Origin of the sequence: Pseudomonas inefficax (assembly GCF_032164165.1) — a bacterium.
In the GTDB taxonomy this organism is placed as follows: Bacteria; Pseudomonadota; Gammaproteobacteria; order Pseudomonadales; family Pseudomonadaceae; genus Aquipseudomonas; species Aquipseudomonas inefficax.
The window spans coordinates 1,541,046-1,566,793 of the sequence record NZ_CP134401.1 but is presented as its reverse complement, the minus strand read 5'-3'; the positions used below and the strand labels follow the sequence as shown (position 1 = coordinate 1,566,793).

The following is a 25,748-nucleotide window of genomic DNA, read 5'->3' as shown; positions in this document are numbered from 1 at the left end:
TTTTGGAAAAAATCGGGCAGCTCGGTGGCATAAGCTTATAGCAAACCACAAGAGGCTGTTGCCATGCGCGACTCCCATAACAACACCGGTTTTTCCACGCGGGCCATTCACCATGGCTACGACCCGCTTTCTCACGGTGGCGCCCTGGTGCCGCCGGTGTACCAGACCGCCACCTACGCCTTCCCAACTGTGGAATATGGCGCTGCATGCTTCGCCGGAGAAGAACCGGGGCATTTCTACAGCCGTATCTCCAACCCTACCCTGGCTTTGCTGGAACAGCGCATGGCCTCGCTGGAGGGGGGCGAGGCGGGGTTGGCATTAGCGTCGGGCATGGGCGCCATCACCTCGACGATCTGGACCTTGCTGCGCCCCGGCGATGAGTTGATCGTCGGGCGCACACTGTACGGCTGCACCTTTGCCTTCCTGCACCATGGCATTGGCGAGTTCGGCGTGAAGATTCGCCATGTCGACCTGAACGATGCCAAGGCCTTGAAAGCGGCGATCAACAGCAAAACGCGGATGATCTACTTTGAAACGCCGGCCAATCCCAACATGCAACTGGTGGATATCGCCGCCGTGGCCGAGGCGGTGCGCGGGCATGATGTGCATGTGGTGGTCGACAACACCTATTGCACGCCTTACCTGCAGCGGCCGCTGGAGCTGGGGGCGGACCTGGTGGTGCATTCGGCGACCAAGTACCTAAGTGGCCACGGTGATATCACTGCCGGCCTGGTGGTGGGGCGCAAGGCGCTGGTCGACCGCATTCGCCTGGAAGGGCTGAAGGACATGACCGGGGCGGTGCTATCGCCGCATGACGCATCACTGCTGATGCGCGGGATCAAGACCCTGGCCCTGCGCATGGACCGGCATTGTGCCAATGCCCTGCAGGTGGCTGAGTTCCTGGCTCGGCAGCCGCAGGTGGAGCTGATTCACTACCCGGGGTTGCCGTCGTTTGCCCAGTACGAGCTGGCGCAGCGGCAGATGCGTTTGCCGGGCGGGATGATTGGCTTCGAGCTCAAGGGCGGTATCGAGGCTGGCCGGCGTTTCATGAACGCGCTACAGCTGTTCGCCCGCGCGGTGAGCCTGGGCGATGCCGAGTCGCTGGCGCAGCACCCGGCGAGCATGACCCATTCCAGCTATACCCCGCAGGAGCGGGCGCATCACGGGATCTCGGAAGGGCTGGTGCGCCTGTCGGTGGGGCTCGAGGATGTGGAGGACCTGCTGGCGGATGTCGAGCAGGCATTGCAGGCTTGCAGCTAGGTGGCCTGGGCTGGCCTCTTCGCGGGCACGCCCGCTCCCACAGGTACACCACAGCATTTGAAATCTGTGGAATACCTGTGGGAGCGGGCGTGCCCGCGAAGAGGCCAGTGAATTCAGCCCACAAAAAAGGCCTCTAGCGAGGCCTTTTTCATGTTCGGCAGATCAGCGCTTGAGCCCGTAGCTCTCGTCGAGCATGCCCGGCGAGTTCGGCGCTTTCGGCGCATAGTCGCGTGGCACTTCGGCGGTATCCTTCGGCGGGGTCAGGCGGTCGCGCGGGCCTTGCGCGCCCTCGGAGTGCAGGGCAGCCAGCAGGCGTTGGCGAGTAACGTCATCAAGGGCCAGGCTGTTGGCGCCTTCGGCCAGGTGATCCTGGACGTCCTGGTAGCTCTGGGTCAGTTTCTTGACCAGCACGGCGGTGCTGTTGAAGTGGGTGACCACTTCGTTCTGGTAGCTGTCGAAGCGCTTCTGGATGTCATCCAGCTGGCGCTGGGTGCTGCTCGGCGCAGCATTGGGCAGCAGGCGAGCGACGACGAAACCGACCACGACGCCAATGACCAGGGCCAGGGTCGGCAACAACCAAACAAGGAGCGAGAGTTCCACGAGTCCTTCCTCTATAAACGGCTTTGCTTTACGTTAACGGCTCAGACCTGCGCTGTATACCGCGAGCGATCGCAAATCAGAACAGAATTCCTCACCTAGACGAATCGACCCCTCCCGAGGTCACGGAGTAGTGCCTTGCTTGTCCGCGAAACCCCCTTGTTCATCGATGGCCCCAGCGGCCAGCTGGAAGCCTTGTACCTGGACGTGGCCAATGCACGTGGCGCGGTGCTGATCTGCCACCCCAACCCGGTCCAGGGTGGCACCATGCTCAACAAGGTAGTCTCGACCCTGCAACGCACCGCCCGCGACGCAGGCTACGTGACCCTGCGGTTCAACTACCGTGGCGTCGGCCAGAGCGCCGGCAGCCATGACATGGGCGCCGGCGAGGTGGCCGATGCCGAGGCCGCTGCGGCCTGGCTGCGCGAAAAACATCTGGGCCTGCCGCTGGTACTGATGGGCTTCTCGTTCGGCGGCTTCGTCGCCACCAGCCTGGCCGGCCGCCTGGAGGCCGCTGGAGTAGAGCTGCAGCAGCTGTTCATGATCGCCCCGGCGGTGATGCGCCTGACGCCGGAATACCCGCTGCCACAGCGCTGCCCGATCACCGTGGTGCAGCCGGACGCTGACGAAGTGGTTGCGCCGCAGCTGGTTTACGAATGGTCCGACAGCCTGTCGCGCCCCCATGAGCTGCTGAAAGTGGCAGAATGCGGACACTTCTTCCATGGCAAGCTGACTGATCTGAAGGATCTGCTGCTGCCGCGCCTTTCGAACTGAGCCAAGCCTGAATAAGCGAACACCCATGACCACGCGCATTCTCACCGGTATCACCACCACCGGCACTCCGCACCTGGGCAACTACGCCGGCGCCATCCGCCCGGCGATCCGTGCCAGCCAGCAGCCCGGTGTCGACTCGTTCTACTTCCTGGCCGACTACCACGCCCTGATCAAGTGCGACGACCCGCTGCGCATCCAGCGTTCGCGCCTGGAAATCGCCGCTACCTGGCTGGCCGGTGGCCTCGATCCGGACAAGGTGACTTTCTATCGCCAGTCCGACATCCCGGAAATTCCCGAGCTCACCTGGCTGCTGACCTGCGTCAGCGCCAAGGGCCTGCTCAACCGCGCACACGCCTACAAGGCCTCGGTGGACAAGAACCTGGAAAACGGCGAAGACCCGGATGCCGGCGTGACCATGGGCCTGTACAGCTACCCGGTGCTGATGGCTGCGGACATCCTGATGTTCAATGCCAACAAGGTGCCGGTCGGCCGTGACCAGATCCAGCACGTGGAAATGGCCCGCGACATCGGCCAGCGCTTCAACCACCTGTTCGGCCAGGGCAAGGACTTCTTCGCCCTGCCGGAAGCGGTGATCGAAGAGAGCGTGGCGACCCTGCCGGGCCTGGACGGGCGCAAGATGTCCAAGAGCTACGACAACACCATCCCGCTGTTCACCAGCGCCAAGGAGATGAAAGACGCGATCTCGCGCATCGTCACCGACTCGCGTGCGCCTGGCGAAGCGAAAGACCCGGACAACGCGCACCTGTTCACCCTGTTCCAGGCCTTCTCGACGCCGGCGCAGTGCGCCGAGTTCCGTGAAGAGCTGCTGCAGGGCCTGGGTTGGGGCGAGGCCAAGCAGCGCCTGTTCCAGCTGCTGGACGGCCAGTTGGCCGAGAAGCGCGAGTACTACCACCAGTTGATCGCCCGCCCGGCGGACCTGGAAGACATCCTGCTGGCTGGCGCCGCCAAGGCCCGCAAGATCGCCACGCCGTTCCTCGAGCAGCTGCGCGAGGCTGTTGGCCTGCGGTCATTCCGCAGCAGCGTGCAGGCCAGCACCGAAGTGAAGAAGAAGGCCGCCAAGAGCGCGCGTTTCGTCAGCTTCCGTGATGAAGACGGCAGCTTCCGCTTCCGTCTGCTGGCCGCTGATGGCGAACAACTGCTGCTGTCGCGCAGCTTCGCCGACGGCAAGAGCGCCGGCGCCGTGAGCAAGCAGCTGCAGCAGGGTGGCGAGGCGGATGTGCGCGTCGAAGGCCTGGGCTTCGGCCTGTGGCTGAACGGCGAGCAGGTTGCCGACGGGCCGCAGTTCGACAGCGCCGAGGCCCGTGATGCGGCCATCGAAAGCCTGCGTGTAGCCCTGGCACCACAGCAGGACTGAAATATCGCACCCGCCTGTACTGGCCTATTCGCGGGTGAACCCGCTCCTACAGGTATTTCTCCTGTGGGAGCGGGTTCACCCGCGAACACCGGCAACGCCGGTGCCATACAGCGTAAATGAGGCATATTGACGCAAGTCGCATTGCCATTAAGCGGGCCTGTCGCTACAGTGACGGCCCGTTTTTTGTTGCCTCGCTAACGAATCATGACGCCCCTAGAACGATATCAAGCAGATCTGAAACGTCCCGACTTCTTCCATGACGCGGCGCAGGAAACTGCTGTGCGTCACCTGCAGCGCCTGTACGACGACCTGGTACATGCGCAGAACAACAAGCCGGGCGTATTCGGCAAGCTGTTCGGCAAGAAGGAGCAGACCCCGATCAAGGGCCTGTACTTCTGGGGTGGGGTAGGGCGCGGCAAGACCTACCTGGTCGATACCTTCTTCGAGGCGCTGCCGTTCAAGCAGAAGATGCGCACGCACTTCCACCGCTTCATGAAGCGTGTGCACGAGGAAATGAAAACCCTCAAGGGCGAGAAGAACCCGCTGACCATCATCGCCAAGCGCTTCAGCGAAGAAGCCAAGGTGATCTGTTTCGACGAATTCTTCGTGTCGGACATTACCGACGCGATGATCCTCGGCACCCTGATGGAAGAGTTGTTCAAGAACGGCGTATCGCTGGTGGCCACCTCCAACATCGTGCCGGACGGCCTGTACAAGGACGGCCTGCAGCGCGCGCGCTTCCTGCCGGCCATCGCCATGATCAAGCAGTACACCGAGGTGGTGAACGTCGACAGCGGGGTCGACTACCGCCTGCGCCACCTGGAGCAGGCCGAGCTTTACCACTACCCGCTCGATGAAGCAGCGCACCAGAGCCTGCGCGCAAGCTTCAAGGCACTGACCCCCGAGTGCACCCAGGCGGTCGAGAACGATGTGCTGATGATCGAGAATCGACCGATCAATGCCCTGCTTACCTGTGACGACGTGGCCTGGTTCGACTTCCGCGCCCTGTGCGACGGCCCTCGCAGCCAGAACGATTACATCGAACTGGGCAAGATCTTCCATGCCGTGCTGTTGAGCAACGTGGAGCAGATGGGCGTCACCACCGATGACATCGCCCGCCGCTTCATCAACATGGTGGACGAGTTCTACGACCGCAACGTCAAGCTGATCATCTCGGCCGAGGTGGAGCTGAAGGACCTGTATACCGGTGGGCGCCTGGCCTTCGAGTTCCAGCGCACCCTGAGCCGGTTGCTGGAGATGCAGTCGCACGAGTTCCTGGCGCGCGCTCACAAGCCGTAACATTCTGGGGCCGCAAAGCGGCCCCATTGTCCTCAAGCCTCCTGCATGAACTGCTGCCGATACTGGTTCGGCGACAACTCGGTATGCTGGCGGAACAGCCGCGCAAAGAAACTGGCATCGTCATAGCCGACCTCATAGCTGATGGTCTTGATGCTCTTGCGCGTGCTCGATAGCAGCCCCTTGGCCGTCTCGATCCTCAACCGTTGCAGGTAATGCAGCGGCTTGTCACCCGTGGCGCCCTGGAAGCGGCGCATGAAATTGCGAATGCTCATGCCGTGGTTGCGAGCCACGTCCTCGAAGCGGAACTTGTCGGCGAAGTGTTCCTCCAGCCAATGCTGGATCTGCAGGATGATCAGGTCCTGGTGCAACTTCTGCCCGCCAAAGCCCATGCGCCCCGGGGTGTAGTTGCGCTGCACTTCGTAGAGGATGTCGCGGGACACGGCGCGGGCCACGTTGGCGCCACAGAAGCGTTCGATCAGGTAGATGTACAGATCGCAGGCTGAAGTGGCGCCGCCAGCACAATAGATATTGTCGGCGTCGGTCAGGTGCTTGTCCTGATTCAGCCGGATCTTCGGGAAACGTTCGGCAAAGCTGGTGAAGAAGCGCCAGTAGGTAGTCGCCTCCTTGCCGTCGAGCAGGCCGGACTCGGCCAGCCAGAACACGCCACTGGCCTCGGCGCACAGCACCGCGCCACGCGCATGCTGTTCACGCAGCCACGGCAGCACCTGTGGATAACGTTGCAGCAGGTTGTCGAAGTCGTCCCAGAAGGCCGGGAGGATGATCACATCGGCGTCGTCAAGGCCACCTTCGACCGGCAACTGCACATTGCTGAAGCTGTCAACGGGCTGGCCGTCCGGGCTCACCAGGCGGATCTCGAACATGGGTTGCAGGCCCAGGCCCAGCTGTTTGCTGTAGCGCAAGCTGGCGAGGTGGAAGAAATCCTTGGCCTGCATCAAGGTCGAAGCGAACACCTTGTCAATGGCCAGGATGCTGACACGCCGCAGCGACGTCGAGGGTTGGGTAAACATCATTGTCATTGTTCTTATAGGGTAGAGTGGTCAATTACCGGCTGGATCGTCTTATTTTTTGGCGATTGTGTCTAGCCTGCTGCACCGCGTGGCCTTCTTCGCGGGTAAACCCGCTCCCACAAGTGTCGCGCAGGACTTGAGGGCTGCGGGGGACCCTGTGGGAGCGGGTTTACCCGCGAAGAGGGCGGTACAATATTATTGCGCTCAAGGCGCCGGGTTCGGTTGCTCCTGGTGAATCGACTCGATTGCCGCCAGCAGTTCATCACTCAGGCTCAGCTCGAGGCTGGCAAGGTTGCTGTCCAGCTGCTCCAGGCTGGTCGCGCCAATGATGTTGCTGGTCACGAACGGCTGCCGGGTGACGAACGCCAGGGCCATCTGCGCCGGGTCCAGGCCATGCTCCCGGGCCAGCTGCACATAACGGCTGCACGCCGCCACGGTCTGTGGGTTGGAATAGCGGGCAAAGCGGCTGAACAGGGTCAGGCGCGCTTTCTCTGGCCGTGCGCCGTTCTCGTACTTGCCCGAAAGCATGCCGAACGCCAACGGCGAGTAGGCCAGCAGGCCGCATTGCTCGCGGATGGCGACTTCCGCCAGGCCCACCTCGAAGCTGCGGTTGAGCAGGTTGTACGGGTTCTGGATCGACACCGCCCGCGGCCAGCCACGGCTTTCGGCCAGTTGCAGGAACTTCATGGTGCCCCACGGCGTTTCGTTGGACAGGCCGATGTGGCGGATCTTGCCCGCGCGTACCTGCTCGTCCAGCGCTTCGAGGGTTTCTTCCAGCGGGGTGAAGTGGTCCTGTGGCAGGTGCTGGTAGCCCAGCTTGCCGAAGAAGTTGGTGTTGCGCTCCGGCCAGTGCAACTGGTACAGGTCGATGCGGTCGGTCTGCAGGCGCTTGAGGCTCTCGTCCAGCGCCGCGACGATGTGCTGGCGGTTGTGCTTGAGCTGGCCGTCGCGAATGTGGCTGATACCGTTGCCGGGGCCTGCAACCTTGCTCGCCAGCACCCACTCGTCGCGATCACCATTGGCCTTGAACCAGTTGCCGATGATGCGCTCGGTGGCGGCGTAGGTTTCGGGGCGGGGCGGTACCGGGTACATCTCGGCGGTATCGATGAAGTTGACCCCTGCGGCCTTGGCCCGGGCAATCTGCGCGAAGGCCTCGGCCTGGTCATTCTGTTCGCCCCAGGTCATGGTGCCCAGGCACAGGGCGCTGACGTTGAGGTCGGTACGGCCGAGCTGGCGGTATTCCATCGGATAGACACTCCTTGGCAAATGAAAACATCAAAGCAGGTTGAAATTTTTCGCGCAATCTGGATAATTCGGCAGCTCTCCGTGTGGCGGAAGTGATGCACCACCACGCAGGAAGAACCCCGTCGAACATTGGCGTGCCTGACCCGAGCCCCCAAAGCGTCAGCGTTCGGCTGCGCGCTTGCCCTTGGCAAGCTGTGCACTATCCAGTAAGATTCGCCGTCTATTTTTCGCTGGGCGGCCTCTGAGGCTTTAGAGAATGAAAACTTTTACTGCTAAACCGGAAACAGTAAAGCGCGAGTGGTTCGTAGTCGACGCCGCTGGCCAGACCCTGGGTCGTCTGGCTACCGAAATCGCTAGCCGTCTGCGTGGCAAACACAAACCAGAATACACCCCTCACGTTGACACCGGCGACTACATCGTCGTTATCAACGCCGAGCAGGTTCGTGTGACTGGTGCCAAGTCTTCCGACAAGATGTACTACTCCCACTCCGGTTTCCCAGGCGGTATCAAGGAAATCAACTTCGAGAAGTTGATCGCCAAGGCCCCTGAGCGTGTTATCGAAACTGCGGTCAAAGGCATGCTGCCGAAGAACCCGCTGGGTCGCGACATGTACCGCAAGCTGAAAGTGTACGCGGGTGCTGCTCACCCACACACTGCTCAGCAGCCTCAAGAACTGAAGATCTAACGGGATAGTTCATTATGTCGGCGACTCAAAACTACGGCACTGGCCGTCGCAAGACCGCAACCGCTCGCGTATTCCTGCGTCCGGGTACTGGTAACATTTCCATCAACAACCGTTCTCTGGACGTGTTCTTTGGTCGCGAAACCGCTCGCATGGTTGTTCGTCAGCCACTCGAGCTGACCGAAACCGTCGAGAAGTTCGACATCTACGTCACCGTTTCCGGTGGTGGTGTCAGCGGTCAAGCCGGTGCGATCCGTCACGGTATCACCCGCGCTCTGATGGAATACGACGAAACCCTGCGTGGCGCTCTGCGTCGTGCTGGCTACGTCACCCGCGACGCTCGTGAAGTCGAGCGTAAGAAAGTGGGTCTGCGTAAAGCGCGTAAGCGTCCTCAGTACTCCAAGCGTTAATACCGCTTCGGCAGTCGAAAAAAGCCCGGTTCCTTGGAACCGGGCTTTTTTTATGTCTTGAACTAACCTGTCAGCATGTCAGTGACCACTTGTCGCATAGACGCAGATCAAGCAAAGCGCGGGTAGTGCCCCCTGGCTGGGGTATTCACCTTGTCAGTGTGTGGATTTGTTTCTTACCATGGCGACCAATTTTTAGCGCCACTGACACAACCTAAGTACAGGGTCTGGTTCAACAGGCCAAGCAAGCTGATGGGAGAGGACTGAATGAGCAATGACGGCGTCAACGCAGGCCGGCGCCGCTTCCTCGTAGCCGCGACATCTGTAGTCGGGGCAGCGGGGGCAGTGGGGGCTGCGGTACCGTTCGTGGGGTCATGGTTTCCCAGTGCCAAGGCGAAAGCCGCAGGTGCACCGGTGAAGGTCAATATCGCCAAGGTCGAGGCCGGGCAGCAGATGGTGGCCGAGTGGCGTGGCCAGCCGGTGTTCATCGTGCGGCGAACGGACGAGATTCTCGGTAACCTGAAAAAGGTCGTTGGTGATCTGGCTGACCCCGAGTCCAAGGCCTCGGTACAGCCCACCTATGTCGACCCGCAGGTCCGTTCGATCAAGCCGGAAATCCTCATCCTCGTCGGTCTGTGCACGCACCTGGGCTGCTCGCCCACCTTCCGCCCGGAAGTCGCACCCGCCGACCTTGGGCCGAAATGGGTCGGTGGCTATTTCTGCCCGTGCCACGGCTCCCACTACGACCTGGCCGGCCGTGTCTACAAGTCGCAGCCGGCGCCCCTCAACCTGCCCGTGCCACCGCACTCTTACGAGTCGGACGAGATCGTCGTCATCGGCGTTGACCAGGAGAACGCATGATGAGCAAGTTCATGGACTGGATTGATGCTCGCTTCCCCGCCACCAAGATGTGGGAAGACCACCTGAGCAAGTATTACGCGCCCAAGAACTTCAACTTCCTGTACTTCTTCGGCTCCCTGGCGCTGCTGGTGCTGGTCAACCAGATCGTCACCGGTGTGTGGCTGACCATGAGCTTCACGCCCTCGGCAGAAGAGGCGTTCGCCTCGGTCGAGTACATCATGCGTGACGTGGAATACGGCTGGATCCTGCGCTACCTGCACTCCACCGGTGCGTCGGCGTTCTTCATCGTGGTCTACCTGCACATGTTCCGCGGCTTGCTCTACGGCTCGTATCAGAAGCCTCGCGAGCTGGTGTGGCTGTTCGGCATGCTGATCTACCTGGCGCTGATGGCCGAAGCCTTCATGGGTTACCTGCTGCCGTGGGGGCAGATGTCCTACTGGGGCGCCCAGGTGATCATTTCGCTGTTTGGTGCCATCCCGGTGATCGGTGACGACCTCACCCAGTGGATCCGTGGTGACTACCTGATCTCGGGCATCACCCTGAACCGCTTCTTCGCCCTGCACGTGGTGGCCTTGCCGATCGTCATCCTCGGCCTGGTGGTACTGCACATCCTCGCCCTGCACGAAGTGGGTTCGAACAACCCTGACGGCGTCGACATCAAGAAGAAAAAGGACGAAAACGGCATCCCGCTGGACGGCATCCCGTTCCACCCTTACTACACCGTGAAGGACATTGTCGGTGTGGTGGTGTTCCTGTTCGTGTTCTGCGCCGTAGTGTTCTTCTTCCCGGAAATGGGCGGCTACTTCCTGGAGAAACCGAACTTCGAGCAGGCCAACGCCTTCAAGACCCCCGAGCACATTGCGCCTGTGTGGTACTTCACGCCGTTCTACGCGATCCTGCGTGCGGTGCCTGACAAGCTGATGGGCGTCATCGCCATGGGTGCGGCCATTGCCGTGCTGTTCGTGCTGCCCTGGCTCGACCGCAGCCCGGTGCGCTCCATGCGCTACAAGGGCTGGATCAGCAAGCTCTTCCTGCTGGTGTTCTGTGTGGCCTTCGTCATCCTCGGCGTGCTCGGCGTACTGGCGCCGACACCCGGGCGTACCTTGCTGTCCCAAGTGTGCACGGTGTTGTACTTCGCCTACTTCCTGCTGATGCCGTTCTACACAAGGCTCGAGAAGACCAAACCGGTTCCGGAAAGGGTGACTGGCTGATGAAAAAGTTGATTGCAGTATTTTTGCTGGCAGTGATGCCTGCCTTTTCCTTCGCGGCCGAACATGGCCTGGAGCTGGACAAGGTCGACATCGACCTGAGCGACAAGGCCGCCATGCAGGACGGTGCGCGTACCTTTGCCAACTATTGCATGGGTTGCCACAGCGCCAAGTTCCAGCGTTACGAGCGGGTGGCCGATGACCTCGGCATCCCCCACGAGCTGATGCTCGAGAAGCTGGTGTTCACCGGTGCCAAGATCGGTGACCACATGCAGATCGGCATGAAGCCCAGCGATGCCAAGACCTGGTTCGGCGCCGCACCGCCCGACCTGACCCTGGTAGCCCGGGTGCGTGGCACCGACTGGCTGTACACCTATCTGCGCAGCTTCTACGAGGACCCATCGCGGCCTTACGGGGTGAACAACAAGGTGTTCCCGAACGTCGGCATGCCTAACGTACTGGTCGGCCTGCAAGGCAACCAGGTGGTTGGCTGCAAACAGGTGCAGACCGTGATCGATGGCAAGAAGCAATTCGACCCGTTGACCGGTAGCCCCATCACCCATGAAGCCTGCGACCAGCTGACCATTACGCCGAAATCCGGTACCCTGACGACCGAGCAGTTCGACGAGAAGGTCAAGAACCTGGTGACCTTCCTGGCCTATTCGGCCAACCCGGTCAAACTGGAAAGCCAGCGCATCGGTACCTATGTGTTGCTGTACCTGGCTTTCTTCTTCGTATTCGCCTACTTGCTCAAGCGTGAATACTGGAAGGACGTGCACTGATCACGCAGTAGTTTCTGGTTGTTGAACGCGCCCGGGGCGCCCCCGCAGAAATGCGGGGCGCGCCCCGGGCGCGTTTTCATTTACAGTTGCACAAGCATCTCGTGCGAGGAGCCGCTACATGGGCGCAACCAACAGGTTAGCCTGCTATTCCGATCCCGCTGACCACTATTCCCATCGGGTACGCCTGGTGCTGGCGGAGAAGGGCGTCAGCGTGCAGGTCATCGATGTCGACCCCGCCCGCCTGCCGCCCAGGCTGGCCGAGGTCAACCCTTACGGCAGCCTGCCGACTCTGGTCGACCGTGACCTGGCGTTGTATGAGTCGACCGTGGTGATGGAATACCTCGAAGAGCGTTACCCACACCCGCCGCTGATGCCGGTCTACCCGGTTGCGCGTGGCAACAGCCGTCTGCTGATGCACCGCATTCAGCGCGACTGGTGTGTTCTGGCCGATACCGTACTCGATTCGCGCAGCACCGAGGCTGCCCGCACCGAGGCGCGCAAGGCCCTGCGTGAAAGCCTGACCGGCGTTTCGCCCCTGTTCAATGAATTCGCCTGTTTCATGAGCGATGAGCAAAGCCTGGTCGATTGTTGTCTACTGCCCATACTCTGGCGTTTGCCGGTGTTGGGCATCGAGTTGCCGCGGCAAGCCAAGCCGCTGCTGGATTACATGGAGCGGCAGTTCGCCCGCGAGCCTTTCCAGGCGAGCCTGTCCTCCGTAGAACGTGAAATGCGCAAGCTTTAAGGAGCCGTTGATGAACTCCAGTCGCCCCTATCTGGTTCGAGCACTGTACGAGTGGATCGTCGACAACGATTGCACGCCCCATATGCTGGTCAACGCCGAATTTCCCAAGGTTCAGGTCCCGGACGGTTTCGCCAGTGATGGCCAGATCGTCCTGAACATCTCGCCAAGCGCCGTGCGCAGTTTGCACATGGACAACGATGCGGTCAGCTTCGAGGGCCGTTTCAGTGGTGTGGCCCATTCGCTGTTCGTGCCGGTTGGCGCGATCCTGGGTATCTACGCTCGCGAAAATGGCCAGGGTATGGTCTTCGAGCTGGAGCCGCCACTGATGGATGACGATGAGCAGGAAGATGATGATGTGCAGCCGGATGACGATGGCCCGCCAGGGGGTGGTGGCCAGCCGCCACGCCCGACTGGCCGACCAAGCCTGAAAGTGGTCAAGTAACAAAAAAGGCGATCCAACCGGATCGCCTTTTTCTTTACCGCCAAGCCGGGCTCACAGGTCGCTGATGGTGCGTACCTGGTCCTTGTTGATGCGAGTACGTTTGCCGTCGAGTTGCTGGAACTCGTAGAAGCCGGAATCGGCGTCGTACTGCGGTACGTCGACCGTCTGGATTTCACGGCCGTCGTTGAGGATGATCTGGCTAGGGGTGGAGCAGCCGGCCAGGGTGGCGAAGGTGCCGAACAGCAGGGCAGGCAGCAGAAGCTTTTTCATGCGGTGTTTCCTGGGTATCTGAAAGGATGGAACAGGGTTGTAGCCTGTGCTGGCCTCTTCGCGGGTAAACCCGCTCCCACAGGAATACCACAAGCTCGAAAGCCGTGAGATCACTGTGGGAGCGGGTTTACCCGCGAAGAGGCCGGCTCAGGCAACCAATGAATCAGTCGATGTACTCGAACAGCTTGACGATTTTCTGCACGCCCGACACGCCCTGTACCACGGCAGTGGCCGAGTTGGCCTCCTGCTGCGTCACCAGGCCGAGCAGGTAGACGATGCCGTTCTCGGTAATCACCTTGATGCGCGAGCTTGGCACGGCATTGTCGGTCAGCATCTGGGTCTTGATCTTGGTGGTCAGCCAGGCGTCGTTGTTGCGCGCCAGGATCGAGGAAGGCTGCATCACCTGCAGCTCGTTGTGCACTTTCTTGACCCTCTGTACCTGGCTGGCGGTCTGCTCGGCGAGGCTCTTGAGGTCGGCGCGCGGGGTCTGCCCGGCCAACAGGACGATGCCGTTGTAGCTGCTGACAACGATGTGCGAACCTTTGTCCAGATCAGGGCTGGCCTTGGCGATGTTGACCGAGGCCTTGGTTTCGATCAGCGAGTCGTCGATCTTGCTGCCGATGGTGCGCGTGCCCCGATCGTCTTCGATCGGCGAATTGCGGGTAGATGTCAATACCGAGCTGCAACCAGTGACGCTCAGGCACAGGGTCAGGGCCATAAGGCCGAGGCGCATAGGGTTCATTCTTCACTCCCGAACAGTTGGCTGTCGATCAGATCACACAGGCAGTGGATCGCCAGCAGGTGGACTTCCTGGATGCGCGCGGTAACCGTCGAAGGCACGCGGATTTCCACGTCTTCGGGCAGCAGCAACGAAGCCATGCCGCCGCCATCGCGACCAGTCAATGCTACGACAATCATTTCGCGGTCATGTGCGGCCTGGATCGCCTGGATGATGTTGGCCGAGTTGCCGCTGGTGGAGATCGCCAGCAGAACGTCACCGGGCTGGCCCAGTGCGCGGATCTGCTTGGAAAAGACTTCGTTGTAGCTGTAGTCGTTGGCGATCGAGGTCAGGGTCGAGCTGTCGGTGGTCAGCGCGATGGCCGGCAGGCTCGGGCGTTCGCGCTCGAAGCGGTTGAGCAGCTCCGAGGAAAAATGCTGGGCATCGCCGGCCGAGCCGCCGTTGCCACAGGCGAGCATCTTGCCCTCGTTGAGCAGTGCGTTGACCATGACCAGGCTGGCCTGCTCGATGTGCGGTGCCAGGATGTCCATTGCCTGTTGCTTGGTATCGATGCTGGCCTGGAACAGCCGGCGAATTCGGGATTGCATGTCCATCTGGTGACCTTAAGTGGGGCGGTGGTCTTTGCTACGCGCAACAACGACCAGCCCGCGAAACATAGAGCAAAAAAATCGGAGTGGGTTCAGCATTCGAAGGCGTTTTTCAGCCATTGAAGCGGTCTGCCTGCATGGTGGCTGCCCTGCAGGGCGACTACGTCGAAGCGGCAGGGGTGGTTGCCCCAGTGGGGCTCCTTCTGCAGGAACAGGCTGGCGGCGAGCACCAGCCGTTTCTGCTTGCGCCCGTCGATACTGCCGAGAGCGCCACCGAAGCCCGCGTGCAACCGGTAGCGGACTTCGACGAATACTACTGTATCGGCGTCGAGCATGACCAGATCAAGCTCACCGCCTTTGCATCGCCAGTTGCGCGCCAGCAGTTGCAGGCCCTTCCCCTGGAGGTACTCGAGGGCCTGGGTTTCTGCTGCCTGCCCGGCGCTGGTGGGCGACGCTGCTGCCATCAGCGAGTGGTGTCAGGCAGGCGCTGGACCTGGCCGCCAACGAACTCGGCCCAAGGCAGCTGACGCTCGACACGCTGGTTGGCGTTCATGCTCAGGCTGCCCGAAAGGCCCAGTACGCGGTTGTCCGGCAGCGCTTTCAGCTGGCCCAGGCGCGGCGCCAGGCTGTAGGCGTCAACGCCCATGGCATACAGGCGGCCCAGGCTGCCGGCGGCTTGTGGCCACTGCTGCACGACCTGCTGGCGCAGGCTGTTGCTGGTGTCGAGCAGCCATGGGGTTTCGCAGAAGCGGATACCGTTCATGTCCTTGTACTGGTTGACGTCACCACTGGCGCTGTACAGGTTCGAGGTGGCGTAGACCGGTACGTCACCGGCGTACTGGAAGTTCAGGGTCGGCTTGATCTGTTGGGCCTGTTGCGGGGTCGAGGCGAGGAAGATGAAGTCGATGTCCTGGCGGCGCGACGGCTGCGCGGCGATGCTGCCGCCTACCGTGCTCTGCAGGCTCTTGGCGCGGCCTTCGCTCTGGCGCAGCTGGAACAGGTCGGCAATCTGCTGGGCCAGGGCGACCGGCTGGGCGATGCGCTCTGCGGCAAGCAGGGTGCCACCGTTGCCTTCCCAGTCCTGGCGGAAGGCGGCAAGCACGCGGTCGCCCCATTCGCCGCTCGGTACCAGGGCCACGGCGCGGACCATGCCATCGGCGCGGGCGCGGCGGGCCACTTCACGGGCTTCGTCTTCGGCAGCCAGGCCGAACTGGAACAGCTGCGGCGGAGCCTTCTGGCCGGCGTCGGCGTAGTTGAGGGCCAGGGTGGTGATCGGCAGTTGTGGCTTGGCAGCCAGTTGCTTGACCAGCGGTTTTTCCAGTGGGCCGATGACCAGCTGTACGCCTGCGGCCTGGGCCTGGCGATAGAAGTCGTCGAGCGAGCCGATGCGCGAGCTGTCGAATACCTGCACGGCTGGCGCCTGCTGGCCGGCTTGCTGGGCCTGGAAGTGTGCAGCCATGAAGCCGTCACGCAGGGCGCGGGCAACACCGGCAAGCGGGCCTTCCTGAGGCAGCAGCAGGGCAATCTTGGTCAGCGGCTGGCTGGCCAGCTCCTTGAGCTTGGTCAGCGCCAGCGGCAGTTGCTGGGCGGCCGGGTGGTCCGGGTGCTGCTTGACCCAGGCGTCGATCGCCGCTTGCTGCTGCTCCAGGGTGCCGGCGCTTTTTACTGCGAAGGCAAGGCTGGTCCAGCCGGCCAGGGTCTGGTCGTTGCCCGGCTGCTGCAGTTGCTCCGCCGGCAGCGAGGCGACCAGGGCCCAGATGGCGTCATTGTTGGTGCTGGCGGCCTGGCCGCTGAGCAGCGGGGCCAGCAGCACGCGCTGTTGCGCGGCGGCCAGGGCCTGGCCATCGGCTTCGAGGGCGGCGGCGTGCACGCTGTAGGTGCGCGCTTGCTGTTCTTCCGGCAGTTCGGCGACGCGCTGCAGGCTAGGGTGGGCCAGTGCGGTCAAGGCAGCCTTGGGCTGGTTGCGGCTCATGGCCAACTCGGCACCCAGGGTGCTGGCGAACACTTGCTGGGCCGGCTTGAGCGTGTCCAGCGGCACCTGCTCGAGGATGCGTGCGGCGCGTGGGAAGTCCTTCTGCCTGTAGGCCAGGTCGGCTGCGCTCAGGCGCAGCAGCGCGGCGTCTTCCGCGGACTTGCTGGAAGCAGCCTTTTCGAGCAGTTGCTCGATGCTGGCGTCCGGGGTGCGTGGCAGTTCGCCCAGGCTGGATGAGGGCGAGCTGGCGCAGGCTGCCAGCAAGGCAGCAAGGCAGAGGGCTGTGAACAGCCGCAGGCAAGCGATCATGTAAAGGTCCTGTTACTCGATCAAGGTGGCCGGCAATTGTACCCAAGCAGTGGCCGGGGCGCGATGTTGCCGTGTCGATCCTTCACTATAGGTGGCCTGCCATCGGTCGTCGGCGAAGTTCTTTGCGCCCTGTTGCAGGCGCTCGGGCTACAATGGCGCCTTTGATCCGAACGACAGGTGTGCGCAGTGACTGATGTGGCAGGGGCTTCGAAATCCACGGTGGGGACGCTGTATGTGGTCGCAACCCCTATCGGCAACCTCGACGACATGAGCGCCCGGGCGCTGAAGGTGCTGGCGGACGTGGCCCTGATCGCGGCGGAAGATACCCGTCATTCGATCCGCCTGCTGCAGCACTTCGGTATCGACACACCACTGGCGGCCTGCCATGAGCACAACGAGCGTGACGAGGGCGGGCGTTTTCTCACCAAGCTGCTGGCGGGCGAGAATGTGGCGTTGGTTTCCGATGCCGGCACGCCGCTGATTTCCGACCCGGGGTACCACCTGGTGCGCCAGGCGCGGGCTGCCGGGGTGAACGTGGTGCCGGTGCCGGGCGCCTGCGCTCTGATCGCCGCGCTGTCGGCAGCTGGCCTGCCGTCGGACCGCTTCATCTTCGAAGGCTTCCTGCCAGCCAAGGCGGCGGGGCGCCGGGCACGCCTGGAGCAGGTAAAGGAAGAGCCGCGCACGCTGATCTTCTACGAAGCCCCGCACCGTATCCTGGAATGCCTTGAAGACATGGAGGCGGTATTCGGTGGCGAGCGCCCGGCGCTTTTGGCGCGCGAGCTGACCAAGACCTTCGAGACCCTCAAGGGCCTGCCCCTGGCCGAGTTGCGTGCGTTCGTTGCCGGTGACAGCAACCAGCAGCGTGGTGAGTGCGTGGTGTTGGTGGGTGGCTGGAGCGCGCCGGAGGGCGAGCAGGCGATCAGTACCGAGGCGCAGCGGGTGCTCGACCTGCTGCTGGCCGAGCTGCCACTCAAGCGGGCGGCGGCGCTGGCTGCGGAAATTACCGGGGTGCGCAAGAACCTGCTGTATCAACTTGCCCTGGAAAAGCAGAAAGCCCAGTAGTGGCATATTGATATAAATGCCGGTATTGCTTGTTCTCGGGCGCGCGTGCCGTTAATCTTGGCGGCGGAGAGTCGATCGGACAGTCGCTGCCTGCTTTTGTTCCGCAACAGCAGGGGGAGGAAAGTCCGGGCTCCATAGGGCAGAGTGCCAGGTAACGCCTGGGAGGCGCGAGCCTACGGAAAGTGCCACAGAAAATAACCGCCTAAGCACTTCGGTGCCGGTAAGGGTGAAAAGGTGCGGTAAGAGCGCACCGCACGGCTGGCAACAGTTCGTGGCTAGGTAAACCCCACTCGGAGCAAGACCAAATAGGGTTCCATCAGGCGTGGCCCGCGTCGGAACCGGGTAGGTTGCTAGAGGCGTCCAGTGATGGCCGTCGTAGAGGAATGACTGTCCTCGACAAAACCCGGCTTACAGATCGACTCTCCACCTTTCCTTCCCTGCTTATTCGATAGCAGATGCCCTCTGGTAATACCGAAAAAATCTTACTCTTGATAAATCACTTTAACTTCGAACTCCATTCGCCTGCGTGGGTTTGATTTTTCTCGCGTTTTTTTCTCCTCGGTAGTCCTTCCGCATTCCTTTATTGCGCTAAATCTCGGTCCTGTAAGGCTTTTCCTTCCGAACGTGCCTTGACGGTGCTGCGGGCGGATTCCTATAGTGTGCGCAAGTGGCAGAAAGTGGGATGAAGTGGGTTTTCTGACACAAAAAAGCTAACATTGTGGGGAATCGCAGCCGTGTTCCGCGGAGCCAACGCCGTCAGCCTCGATGCCAAGGGTCGTCTCGCCATGCCGAGCCGGTACCGTGACGAGCTCGATTCGCGTTGCAATGGTCAGCTGATCGTGACCATCGACGCCGTTGACCCCTGCTTGTGTGTTTATCCCCTCGATGAGTGGGAACAGATAGAAGCCAAGTTGCGTGCCTTGCCATCGTTGCGTGAGGAAAACCGCCGCCTGCAGCGCTTGCTGATCGGTAATGCGGTTGACCTGGAGCTCGATGGCAGTGGGCGTTTCCTGGTGCCGCCCCGTCTGCGTGAGTACGCCAAGCTCGACAAGAAGGCGATGCTGGTGGGGCAACTGAACAAATTCCAGCTGTGGGATGAAGATGCCTGGAACGCGGTTTCGGCAGCCGACCTTGCAGCTATTCAACAACCGGGCGCCATGCCCGACGAATTGCGTGACCTGATCCTGTGACCATAGATAGCGGCTTCAACCACATTACCGTCCTGCTCGACGAAGCTGTCGAGGCATTGGCCCTGCGCGCCGACGGTTGCTATCTGGACGGCACTTTCGGCCGTGGCGGGCACAGCCGGCTGATTCTCAGCAAGCTCGGGCCGCAAGGGCGGCTGCTGGGTTTCGACAAAGATCCACAGGCGATTGCCACGGGGCAAGCGCTGGCGGCCGAAGACGGCCGCTTTGTCATTGTGCAGCGCAGCTTTGCCGAGCTGGGCGCGGAAGTGGCCGAGCGTGGCCTGCACGGCAAGGTCAGCGGCGTGCTGCTGGACCTGGGCGTGTCCTCGCCGCAGCTGGATGACCCCGAGCGTGGTTTCAGCTTCCTCAATGACGGCCCGCTGGACATGCGCATGAACCCGGACCAGGGCATCAGTGCCGCCGAGTTCATTGCCATGGCACCGGTGGAAGAAATCGCCCGCGTATTCAAGGAATACGGCGAAGAGCGTTTTGCCGGGCGCATGGCGCGTGCCGTCGTCGAGCGCCGCGAAAAGCAGCCGTTCACCCGCACTGCCGACCTGGCAGAAGTGCTCAAGGTGGCCAACCCGGCCTGGGAAAAGGGCAAGAACCCGGCTACCCGCGCCTTCCAGGGCCTGCGCATCCACGTCAACAATGAGCTGGGCGACCTTGAAACCGGTCTTGAGGCTGCACTCGATGCGCTCGAAGTCGGCGGTCGCCTGGCGGTCATCAGCTTCCATTCGCTGGAAGACCGCATCGTCAAACTGTTCATGCGCAAGCTGGTGAAAGGTGAGGCGGACAACCTGCCGCGCAACCTGCCGGTACAGCACAAGGTCTTCGAGCCGAAAATCAAGCTCATCGGCAAGGCCCAGTTCGCCTCCGAAGCCGAGCTCAAGGCCAACCCACGTTCGCGCAGCGCCGTGATGCGTGTGGCGGAGAAGCTGCGGTGAGCAGGCTGTTTGCCAAACCCTTGCCAGGCGGAAGCTTCCTGATGCTTCTGCTGTTCGTTGCCGTGCTGGTTTCGGCCATCGCCGTGTCCTACAGCGCGCACTGGAACCGCCAGCTGCTCAACACCCTGTACGGCGAATTGAACGAGCGCGACAAGGCCCAGGCCGAGTGGGGCCGGCTGATCCTCGAGCAAAGCACCTGGACCGCTGCCAGCCGCATCGAAAGCCTGGCTTCCGAGCAACTGAAGATGCGCGTGCCTTCGGCTGACGAAGTGCGGATGGTGGCGCCATGATGAAGCTCGAAGGCGCACTCTACCCGTGGCGCTTCCGCGTGGTGATCGGCTTGCTGGCGCTGATGGTCGGTGCCATCTGCTGGCGTATCATCGACCTGCAGGTGGTCGACCGTGACTTCCTCAAGGGGCAGGGTGATGCGCGCAGCCTGCGTCACATCCCTATCCCGGCTCACCGCGGCCTGATCACCGACCGTAACGGTGAACCGCTGGCGGTCAGTACCCCGGTCACCACCCTGTGGGCCAACCCCAAGGAAATGCAGGCCTCCAAGGAGCGCTGGCCGCAACTGGCCGCGGCGCTTGGGCAGAACCCGCAGCAACTGATCGACCGCCTGACCCAGCAGGCCAACAAGGAATTCATCTACCTGGTCCGTGGCCTGACCCCGGAGCAGGGCCAGCATGTGCTCGACCTGAAAGTGCCGGGCGTGTATGGCCTGGAAGAATTCCGCCGCTTCTACCCGGCCGGTGATGTCACCGCGCACATGGTCGGCTTCACCGACCTCGATGACCACGGTCGCGAAGGGGTGGAACTGGCCTATGACGAGTGGCTGGCCGGCGTACCCGGCAAGCGGCAGGTGATCAAGGACCGGCGCGGCCGGCTGATCAAGGACATCCAGGTAACCAAGAACGCCAAGGCCGGGAAGACCTTGGCGTTGTCGATTGACCTGCGCCTGCAGTACCTGGCCACCCGCGAGCTGCGCAACGCAATTGCCGAGCAGGACGCCAAGGCCGGCAGCCTGGTGATCATGGACGTCAAGACCGGTGAGGTCCTGGCGATGGTCAACCAGCCGACCTACAACCCCAACAACCGCCGCAGCATGTTCCCGGCCGCCATGCGTAACCGCGCGATCATCGACGTGTTCGAGCCGGGCTCCACGGTCAAGCCGATCTCGATGAGCGCGGCACTGGAAAGTGGCCGCTGGAAGCCCACCGACAAGGTCGAGGTGTACCCGGGCAGCCTGCAGATCGGCCGCTACACCATCAAGGACGTATCCAGGAGCGAGGGCCCGGTCCTCGACCTGACCGGCATCCTGATCAACTCCAGTAACGTCGGCATGAGCAAGATCGCCTTCGACATCGGCGGCGAGGCTATCTACCGGGTCATGTCCCAGGTCGGCCTGGGCCAGTACACCGGCCTTGGTTTCCCCGGCGAGCGCGTCGGCAACCTGCCCAACCACCGCGAGTGGCGCAAGGCCGAGACCGCGACCCTGTCCTATGGCTATGGTGTGTCGGTGACCGCCCTGCAGCTGGTGCATGCCTACGCGGCGCTGGCCAACGACGGCAAGATGGTGCCGCTGTCGATCCTCAAGGTCGACAAGGCCCCGGAAGCCGTGCAGGCCATTCCGAAGGAAACCGCCGAAACCGTCCAGGGCATGCTGCAACAGGTGATCGAAGCACCGCGCGGGGTGTTCCGCGCCCAGGTGCCGTTCTATCACGTGGCCGGCAAGTCCGGTACCGCGCGTAAAGCCACCGTGGGCTCCAAGGGCTACACCGAAAACGCCTACCGCTCGCTGTTCGCCGGCTTCGGGCCGATGAGCGACCCGCGCTACGCCATCGTCGTGGTCATCGACGAGCCGGGCAAGGGCGGCTACTTCGGTGGCCTGGTTTCGGCGCCGGTGTTCAGCAAGGTCATGTCCGGCACCCTGCGTTTGATGAACGTGCCGCCAGACAACCTGCCGCCACCCGCACCCGCACCCGTCGAACAGTCGCAAGTCAATGCAGCAGCAACCGCCAAGGGAGGGCGTGGATGATGACAATGCCATTGAGCAAGCTTTTCGCCCACGCCAGCCGTGACCCGCTGATCCGTGAACTGACCCTGGACAGCCGCAACGTGCGCCCGGGTGACCTGTTCCTGGCTGTGCCGGGCGCCAAGGTCGATGGCCGCGAGCATATCGCCGATGCCTTGGCTCGCGGCGCCGCTGCCGTGGCCTATGAAGAACAGGGCGCCACGGTCCTGCCAATCACCGATGTGCCGCTCATCCCGGTCAAGGGCCTGATCGCGCAGCTATCGGATATCGCCGGGCGCTTCTATGGTGAACCGAGCCGCCAGCTGAACCTGGTGGGCGTGACCGGTACCAACGGCAAGACCAGCGTCACCCAGTTGGTGGCCCAGGCGCTGGACCTGCTTGGCCAGCGCTGCGGCCTGATCGGTACCCTGGGTACCGGCTTCTATGGCGAGCTGCAGAGTGGCCGCCTGACCACGCCCGACCCGATCGCCGTGCAGTCGACCCTCAACGACCTCAAGAAGGGTGGCGCCAAGGCCGTGGCCATGGAGGTTTCCTCCCACGCCCTGGAGCAGGGCCGGGTCGCCGCGCTGGAATTCGACATCGCGGTCATGACCAACCTGTCCCGCGACCACCTGGACTACCACGGCAGCATGCAAGCCTACGAGGCCGCCAAGGCCAAGCTGTTCGCCTGGCCGAGCCTGCGCTGCCAGGTGGTCAACCTGGATGACGCTTTCGGTCGCCGTCTGGCCGCCGACTTCGCCCGTCGCCCGAGTGTCGACCTTATCGAAACCCGGTTGCTCAGCTACAGCCTGGAGAACCCGGAGGCCTCGCTGTTCTGCCGCGAAGCCGTGTTCAATGATGATGGCGTGCGCGCCACCCTGGTCACCGCCCAAGGCGAACGTACCTTGCGCAGCCAGTTGCTGGGCCGCTTCAACCTGAGCAACATGCTCGCCGCTGTAGCGACTCTGTTGGCGCTGGACTATGCGCTGGACGAAATCCTTGAGGTCACGCCGCAGCTGCAGGGCCCGATCGGCCGCATGCAGCGCCTGGGTGGCGGCGACAAGCCGCTGGTGGTGGTCGATTACGCACACACCCCGGACGCCCTGGAGAAAGTGCTCGAAGCCCTGCGCCCGCACGCGCACGGCAAGCTGCTGTGCCTGTTCGGCTGCGGCGGTGACCGTGATCGCGGCAAGCGCCCGCTGATGGCCGAAGTTGCCGAGCGCCTGGCCGACCGCGTGCTGGTCACCGACGACAACCCGCGTACTGAAGACCCGCTGCGCATCTTTGATGACATCCGCCCGGGTTTCGCCAAGCCTGCCGGGGTCGAGTTCGTTGCCGGTCGTGGCGAAGCCATCGCGCACCTGATCGCCACTGCCGCTGCCGACGATGTGGTCGTGCTGGCCGGCAAGGGGCACGAGGATTACCAGGAGATCAATGGCGAGCGCCATGGCTTCTCCGACCTGATCGAAGCCGAGAAGGCACTTGCAGCCTGGGAGGCTCCACATGCTTAAGCCGCTTTCACTCAGCCAGCTGACCACGGCACTGAGTGGTCGCCAGATCGGTGCCGACGCCACCTTTACTGGTGTCAGCATCGACAGCCGCAGTGTTGGCGCAGGGCAACTGTTCGTCGCCCTGGCCGGCCCGCGCTTCGATGGCCACGACTACCTGGCCGATGTGAAGGCCAAGGGCGCTGTCGCGGCCCTGGTCGAGCGTGAAGTAGCCGATGTCGACCTGCCGCAGCTGCTGGTTGCCGATTGCCGCCTGGCCCTCGGCCAGCTTGGCGCGCTGAACCGTGCTGCCTTCGACAAGCCAGTGGTGGCCATCACCGGTTCCAGCGGCAAGACCACGGTCAAGGAAATGCTCGCCAGCATCCTGCGCACCCGTGGCCTGGTGCACGCCACCCGCGGCAACCTGAACAACGACCTCGGCGCGCCGCTGACCCTGCTGGAAATCGCCCCGGAGCACAGCGCCGCGGTGATCGAGCTGGGCGCTTCGCGCATTGGCGAGATCCGCTACACCGTCGGCCTGACCCAACCGCAGGTGGTCATCATCAACAATGCCGGTACCGCCCATGTTGGCGAGTTCGGTGGCCCGGAAAAGATCGTCGAAGCCAAGGGCGAGATTCTCGAAGGCCTGGGCGAGGGCGGCATCGCCATCCTCAACCTGGACGACAAGGCCTTTGCTGTCTGGAAGGCCCGTGCCGGTGCGCATCAGGTCATCAGCTTCGCCCGTAGCAACGCCAGTGCCGACTTCTACGCCACCGATATCGGTCGCGATGCCCGTGGTTGCCCATCGTTCAAGCTGCATGGCGGCGGTGAAGCGGTAAACGTGCAGCTCAATGTGCTCGGTGAGCACAACGTCAGCAACGCCCTGGCTGCCGCCGCCGCCGCCCATGCCGTTGGTCTGAGCCTGAGCGGCATCGCCGCTGGCCTGGCTGCCATGCAACCGGTCAAGGGCCGTACCGTGGCGCAGATCGCGCCGAACGGTGTGCGGGTGATCGACGACAGTTACAACGCAAATCCCACCTCCATGTGCGCGGCCATTGATATACTCGCCGGCTTTTCCGGGCGCACCGTTCTGGTGCTTGGGGATATCGGCGAACTGGGGCAATGGGCGGAAGAAGGCCACCGTCAGGTGGGTGACTACGCGCGTGGCAAGGTCGACGCCCTGTACGCAGTGGGTTCCAACATGACACATGCGGTCAAGGCGTTCGGCGCCAATGGCCGCCATTTCGCTACTCAAGCTGAGCTGATCGACGCGGTTGGCGCCGAGAATGCCAGCGACACCACTATCTTGATCAAGGGCTCGCGCAGCGCTGCGATGGAAAACGTCGTGGCGGCTTTGTGCGGTGCCAGCGGGGAGAAACATTAATGCTGCTGCTGTTGGCCGAGTATCTGCAACAGTTCCACAAAGGCTTCGCGGTCTTCCAGTACCTGTCCCTGCGCGGGATTCTGGGTGTGCTGACCGCGTTGTCCCTGGCGCTGTGGCTGGGGCCGTGGATGATTCGTACCCTGCAAATCCGCCAGATCGGCCAGGCCGTGCGTAACGACGGCCCGCAATCGCACCTGTCCAAGTCCGGCACCCCGACCATGGGCGGGGCGCTGATCCTGTCCGCCATCGCCATCAGTACCCTGCTGTGGGCCGACCTGACCAACCGCTATGTGTGGGTGGTGCTGATCGTTACCCTGGCATTCGGTGCCATCGGCTGGGTCGACGACTACCGCAAGGTGATCGAAAAGAACTCGCGCGGTCTGCCAAGCCGCTGGAAGTACTTCTGGCAGTCGGTGTTCGGCCTGGCTGCCGCCATCTTCCTGTACAAGACCGCGCCGACCAGCGTCGAAACCACGCTGATCCTGCCGTTCATCAAGGATGTCACCATTCCGCTGGGCATCGGCTTCGTCGTGCTGACCTACTTCGTCATTGTCGGTTCGAGCAATGCGGTCAACCTCACCGATGGCCTCGACGGCCTGGCGATCATGCCGACGGTGATGGTCGGCGGTGCCCTGGGCATCTTCTGCTACCTGTCGGGTAACGTGAAGTTCGCCGAATACCTGCTGATCCCATACGTGCCGGGCTCGGGCGAGCTGATCGTGTTCTGCGGCGCGCTGATCGGTGCCGGCCTGGGCTTCCTGTGGTTCAACACCTACCCGGCGCAGGTATTCATGGGTGACGTCGGCGCGCTGGCGCTGGGCGCCGCGCTGGGCACCATCGCCGTGATCGTCCGCCAGGAAATCGTGCTGTTCATCATGGGTGGCGTGTTCGTCATGGAAACCCTGTCGGTGGTGATCCAGGTCGCCTCCTTCAAGCTGACCGGCAAGCGCGTGTTCCGCATGGCGCCGATCCACCACCACTTTGAACTCAAGGGCTGGCCAGAGCCACGGGTGATCGTCCGCTTCTGGATCATCACCGTGATCCTGGTGCTGATCGGCCTTGCAACCCTGAAACTGAGGTAGATGAGC

Annotated in this window: 27 protein-coding genes and 1 other RNA gene; 20 read left to right on the top strand and 8 right to left on the bottom strand. The window is 62.6% G+C overall.

Annotated features, from left to right (window positions below; genetic code table 11):
• Positions 1–63: 63 nt before the first annotated feature.
• Positions 64–1,260: a methionine gamma-lyase gene (locus tag RIN61_RS07000; protein WP_112250281.1), complete on the top strand. Its 1,197-nt coding sequence runs from the start codon at positions 64–66 to the stop codon at positions 1,258–1,260.
• 162 nt (positions 1,261–1,422) lie between these two features.
• On the opposite strand, the gene RIN61_RS06995 is transcribed toward RIN61_RS07000, so the two are convergent.
• Positions 1,423–1,860 carry a Z-ring associated ZapG family protein gene (locus tag RIN61_RS06995; protein WP_085626500.1) on the bottom strand — a complete coding sequence of 146 codons (438 nt, stop codon included), beginning with the start codon at positions 1,858–1,860 and terminating at the stop codon, positions 1,423–1,425.
• A gap of 135 nt (positions 1,861–1,995) precedes the next feature.
• Here RIN61_RS06995 and RIN61_RS06990 point away from each other — a divergent pair, with 135 nt between their 5' ends.
• The 3 genes from RIN61_RS06990 (at position 1,996) to zapE (ending at position 5,305) form a co-directional block, all read left to right on the top strand.
• Entirely contained in the window at positions 1,996–2,631 is a 636-nt protein-coding gene (locus RIN61_RS06990; protein WP_112250283.1) for an alpha/beta hydrolase, read from the top strand.
• Positions 2,632–2,656: 25 nt separating this feature from the next.
• Positions 2,657–4,006: a tryptophan--tRNA ligase gene (locus RIN61_RS06985; RefSeq protein ID WP_112250285.1), complete on the top strand. Its 1,350-nt coding sequence runs from the start codon at positions 2,657–2,659 to the stop codon at positions 4,004–4,006.
• Positions 4,007–4,210: 204 nt separating this feature from the next.
• Positions 4,211–5,305, top strand: a complete 1,095-nt coding sequence (zapE, locus tag RIN61_RS06980) for a cell division protein ZapE (protein WP_112250287.1) — start codon at positions 4,211–4,213, stop codon at positions 5,303–5,305.
• A gap of 32 nt (positions 5,306–5,337) precedes the next feature.
• On the opposite strand, the gene RIN61_RS06975 is transcribed toward zapE, so the two are convergent.
• Together RIN61_RS06975 and RIN61_RS06970 are read right to left on the bottom strand one after the other, a co-directional pair.
• Positions 5,338–6,258 carry a GlxA family transcriptional regulator gene (locus RIN61_RS06975; protein ID WP_177421376.1) on the bottom strand — a complete coding sequence of 307 codons (921 nt, stop codon included), beginning with the start codon at positions 6,256–6,258 and terminating at the stop codon, positions 5,338–5,340.
• Between the two features lie 279 nt (positions 6,259–6,537).
• Positions 6,538–7,578 carry an NADP(H)-dependent aldo-keto reductase gene (locus RIN61_RS06970; RefSeq protein ID WP_207877964.1) on the bottom strand — a complete coding sequence of 347 codons (1,041 nt, stop codon included), beginning with the start codon at positions 7,576–7,578 and terminating at the stop codon, positions 6,538–6,540.
• A 256-nt stretch (positions 7,579–7,834) separates the two neighbouring features.
• On the opposite strand from RIN61_RS06970, the gene rplM reads away from it, so the two are divergent.
• The 7 genes from rplM (at position 7,835) to RIN61_RS06935 (ending at position 12,702) form a co-directional block, all read left to right on the top strand.
• Complete coding sequence (gene rplM / locus RIN61_RS06965; protein ID WP_003260798.1) at positions 7,835–8,263, top strand: 50S ribosomal protein L13; 429 nt, start codon at positions 7,835–7,837, stop codon at positions 8,261–8,263.
• Between the two features lie 14 nt (positions 8,264–8,277).
• The gene (gene rpsI, locus RIN61_RS06960) at positions 8,278–8,670 is read left to right on the top strand and encodes a 30S ribosomal protein S9 (RefSeq protein ID WP_003260797.1); all 393 of its coding nucleotides are present in this window, start codon (positions 8,278–8,280) and stop codon (positions 8,668–8,670) included.
• A 264-nt stretch (positions 8,671–8,934) separates the two neighbouring features.
• Positions 8,935–9,528: a ubiquinol-cytochrome c reductase iron-sulfur subunit gene (petA, locus tag RIN61_RS06955; RefSeq protein WP_015271723.1), complete on the top strand. Its 594-nt coding sequence runs from the start codon at positions 8,935–8,937 to the stop codon at positions 9,526–9,528.
• Entirely contained in the window at positions 9,528–10,739 is a 1,212-nt protein-coding gene (locus tag RIN61_RS06950) for a cytochrome b (RefSeq protein WP_024717460.1), read from the top strand. The genes petA and RIN61_RS06950 overlap by 1 nt, the downstream gene beginning before the upstream one ends.
• The gene (locus RIN61_RS06945) at positions 10,739–11,518 is read left to right on the top strand and encodes a cytochrome c1 (RefSeq protein WP_112250289.1); all 780 of its coding nucleotides are present in this window, start codon (positions 10,739–10,741) and stop codon (positions 11,516–11,518) included. The genes RIN61_RS06950 and RIN61_RS06945 overlap by 1 nt, the downstream gene beginning before the upstream one ends.
• 118 nt (positions 11,519–11,636) lie before the next feature.
• Positions 11,637–12,260, top strand: a complete 624-nt coding sequence (locus tag RIN61_RS06940) for a glutathione S-transferase N-terminal domain-containing protein (protein ID WP_313856416.1) — start codon at positions 11,637–11,639, stop codon at positions 12,258–12,260.
• Between the two features lie 10 nt (positions 12,261–12,270).
• Positions 12,271–12,702: a ClpXP protease specificity-enhancing factor gene (locus tag RIN61_RS06935; RefSeq protein WP_112250293.1), complete on the top strand. Its 432-nt coding sequence runs from the start codon at positions 12,271–12,273 to the stop codon at positions 12,700–12,702.
• A gap of 51 nt (positions 12,703–12,753) precedes the next feature.
• Here RIN61_RS06935 and RIN61_RS06930 read toward each other — a convergent pair whose 3' ends face one another.
• From RIN61_RS06930 to RIN61_RS06910, 5 genes are all read right to left on the bottom strand, one after another.
• Positions 12,754–12,972, bottom strand: a complete 219-nt coding sequence (locus RIN61_RS06930; RefSeq protein WP_112250295.1) for a YgdI/YgdR family lipoprotein — start codon at positions 12,970–12,972, stop codon at positions 12,754–12,756.
• A gap of 163 nt (positions 12,973–13,135) precedes the next feature.
• A complete protein-coding gene (locus RIN61_RS06925; RefSeq protein WP_112250297.1) occupies positions 13,136–13,714 on the bottom strand; it encodes a BON domain-containing protein in 579 nt (192 codons plus the stop codon).
• Entirely contained in the window at positions 13,711–14,304 is a 594-nt protein-coding gene (locus tag RIN61_RS06920; RefSeq protein ID WP_056801807.1) for a phosphoheptose isomerase, read from the bottom strand. Before RIN61_RS06920 ends, RIN61_RS06925 begins: the two co-directional genes overlap by 4 nt.
• 86 nt (positions 14,305–14,390) lie before the next feature.
• A complete protein-coding gene (locus RIN61_RS06915) occupies positions 14,391–14,762 on the bottom strand; it encodes a YraN family protein (protein ID WP_112250299.1) in 372 nt (123 codons plus the stop codon).
• Positions 14,762–16,579, bottom strand: a complete 1,818-nt coding sequence (locus tag RIN61_RS06910) for a penicillin-binding protein activator (RefSeq protein WP_215520819.1) — start codon at positions 16,577–16,579, stop codon at positions 14,762–14,764. The genes RIN61_RS06915 and RIN61_RS06910 overlap by 1 nt, the downstream gene beginning before the upstream one ends.
• Positions 16,580–16,765: 186 nt before the next feature.
• Between RIN61_RS06910 and rsmI the strand changes: the two genes are divergently transcribed.
• The 9 genes from rsmI (at position 16,766) to mraY (ending at position 25,742) form a co-directional block, all read left to right on the top strand.
• Positions 16,766–17,641: a 16S rRNA (cytidine(1402)-2'-O)-methyltransferase gene (rsmI, locus tag RIN61_RS06905; RefSeq protein WP_112250303.1), complete on the top strand. Its 876-nt coding sequence runs from the start codon at positions 16,766–16,768 to the stop codon at positions 17,639–17,641.
• A 67-nt stretch (positions 17,642–17,708) separates the two neighbouring features.
• Positions 17,709–18,068: RNase P RNA component class A (rnpB, locus tag RIN61_RS06900), an RNA gene on the top strand.
• Positions 18,069–18,375: 307 nt separating this feature from the next.
• Positions 18,376–18,831, top strand: a complete 456-nt coding sequence (mraZ, locus tag RIN61_RS06895; protein WP_004575120.1) for a division/cell wall cluster transcriptional repressor MraZ — start codon at positions 18,376–18,378, stop codon at positions 18,829–18,831.
• A complete protein-coding gene (gene rsmH, locus RIN61_RS06890) occupies positions 18,828–19,775 on the top strand; it encodes a 16S rRNA (cytosine(1402)-N(4))-methyltransferase RsmH (RefSeq protein ID WP_112250305.1) in 948 nt (315 codons plus the stop codon). The genes mraZ and rsmH overlap by 4 nt, the downstream gene beginning before the upstream one ends.
• On the top strand, positions 19,772–20,065 hold the full coding sequence (gene ftsL / locus RIN61_RS06885) for a cell division protein FtsL (RefSeq protein ID WP_056801817.1): 294 nt from the start codon (positions 19,772–19,774) through the stop codon (positions 20,063–20,065). The genes rsmH and ftsL overlap by 4 nt, the downstream gene beginning before the upstream one ends.
• Entirely contained in the window at positions 20,065–21,813 is a 1,749-nt protein-coding gene (locus tag RIN61_RS06880; RefSeq protein WP_181457306.1) for a peptidoglycan D,D-transpeptidase FtsI family protein, read from the top strand. Before ftsL ends, RIN61_RS06880 begins: the two co-directional genes overlap by 1 nt.
• Entirely contained in the window at positions 21,810–23,300 is a 1,491-nt protein-coding gene (locus tag RIN61_RS06875) for a UDP-N-acetylmuramoyl-L-alanyl-D-glutamate--2,6-diaminopimelate ligase (protein ID WP_375149753.1), read from the top strand. The genes RIN61_RS06880 and RIN61_RS06875 overlap by 4 nt, the downstream gene beginning before the upstream one ends.
• On the top strand, positions 23,293–24,660 hold the full coding sequence (locus RIN61_RS06870; RefSeq protein ID WP_207877968.1) for a UDP-N-acetylmuramoyl-tripeptide--D-alanyl-D-alanine ligase: 1,368 nt from the start codon (positions 23,293–23,295) through the stop codon (positions 24,658–24,660). The genes RIN61_RS06875 and RIN61_RS06870 overlap by 8 nt, the downstream gene beginning before the upstream one ends.
• Entirely contained in the window at positions 24,660–25,742 is a 1,083-nt protein-coding gene (mraY, locus tag RIN61_RS06865; RefSeq protein WP_112250311.1) for a phospho-N-acetylmuramoyl-pentapeptide-transferase, read from the top strand. The genes RIN61_RS06870 and mraY overlap by 1 nt, the downstream gene beginning before the upstream one ends.
• Positions 25,743–25,748: the final 6 nt, after the last annotated feature.

What these genes read in the sequence shown, in the direction of transcription:
- RIN61_RS07000 (WP_112250281.1), top strand. Translation starts at nt 64, where the DNA reads ATGCGCGACTCCCATAACAACACCGGTTTTTCCACGCGGGCCATTCAC.
- RIN61_RS06985 (WP_112250285.1), top strand. Translation starts at nt 2,657, where the DNA reads ATGACCACGCGCATTCTCACCGGTATCACCACCACCGGCACTCCGCAC.
- zapE (WP_112250287.1), top strand. Translation starts at nt 4,211, where the DNA reads ATGACGCCCCTAGAACGATATCAAGCAGATCTGAAACGTCCCGACTTC.
- RIN61_RS06975 (WP_177421376.1), bottom strand. Translation starts at nt 6,258, where the DNA reads ATGCAGGCCAAGGATTTCTTCCACCTCGCCAGCTTGCGCTACAGCAAA.
- RIN61_RS06970 (WP_207877964.1), bottom strand. Translation starts at nt 7,578, where the DNA reads ATGGAATACCGCCAGCTCGGCCGTACCGACCTCAACGTCAGCGCCCTG.
- rplM (WP_003260798.1), top strand. Translation starts at nt 7,835, where the DNA reads ATGAAAACTTTTACTGCTAAACCGGAAACAGTAAAGCGCGAGTGGTTC.
- rpsI (WP_003260797.1), top strand. Translation starts at nt 8,278, where the DNA reads ATGTCGGCGACTCAAAACTACGGCACTGGCCGTCGCAAGACCGCAACC.
- petA (WP_015271723.1), top strand. Translation starts at nt 8,935, where the DNA reads ATGAGCAATGACGGCGTCAACGCAGGCCGGCGCCGCTTCCTCGTAGCC.
- RIN61_RS06950 (WP_024717460.1), top strand. Translation starts at nt 9,528, where the DNA reads ATGAGCAAGTTCATGGACTGGATTGATGCTCGCTTCCCCGCCACCAAG.
- RIN61_RS06945 (WP_112250289.1), top strand. Translation starts at nt 10,739, where the DNA reads ATGAAAAAGTTGATTGCAGTATTTTTGCTGGCAGTGATGCCTGCCTTT.
- RIN61_RS06940 (WP_313856416.1), top strand. Translation starts at nt 11,637, where the DNA reads ATGGGCGCAACCAACAGGTTAGCCTGCTATTCCGATCCCGCTGACCAC.
- RIN61_RS06935 (WP_112250293.1), top strand. Translation starts at nt 12,271, where the DNA reads ATGAACTCCAGTCGCCCCTATCTGGTTCGAGCACTGTACGAGTGGATC.
- RIN61_RS06930 (WP_112250295.1), bottom strand. Translation starts at nt 12,972, where the DNA reads ATGAAAAAGCTTCTGCTGCCTGCCCTGCTGTTCGGCACCTTCGCCACC.
- RIN61_RS06925 (WP_112250297.1), bottom strand. Translation starts at nt 13,714, where the DNA reads ATGAACCCTATGCGCCTCGGCCTTATGGCCCTGACCCTGTGCCTGAGC.
- RIN61_RS06920 (WP_056801807.1), bottom strand. Translation starts at nt 14,304, where the DNA reads ATGGACATGCAATCCCGAATTCGCCGGCTGTTCCAGGCCAGCATCGAT.
- RIN61_RS06915 (WP_112250299.1), bottom strand. Translation starts at nt 14,762, where the DNA reads ATGGCAGCAGCGTCGCCCACCAGCGCCGGGCAGGCAGCAGAAACCCAG.
- RIN61_RS06910 (WP_215520819.1), bottom strand. Translation starts at nt 16,579, where the DNA reads ATGATCGCTTGCCTGCGGCTGTTCACAGCCCTCTGCCTTGCTGCCTTG.
- RIN61_RS06880 (WP_181457306.1), top strand. Translation starts at nt 20,065, where the DNA reads ATGAAGCTCGAAGGCGCACTCTACCCGTGGCGCTTCCGCGTGGTGATC.
- RIN61_RS06875 (WP_375149753.1), top strand. Translation starts at nt 21,810, where the DNA reads ATGATGACAATGCCATTGAGCAAGCTTTTCGCCCACGCCAGCCGTGAC.
- RIN61_RS06870 (WP_207877968.1), top strand. Translation starts at nt 23,293, where the DNA reads ATGCTTAAGCCGCTTTCACTCAGCCAGCTGACCACGGCACTGAGTGGT.
- mraY (WP_112250311.1), top strand. Translation starts at nt 24,660, where the DNA reads ATGCTGCTGCTGTTGGCCGAGTATCTGCAACAGTTCCACAAAGGCTTC.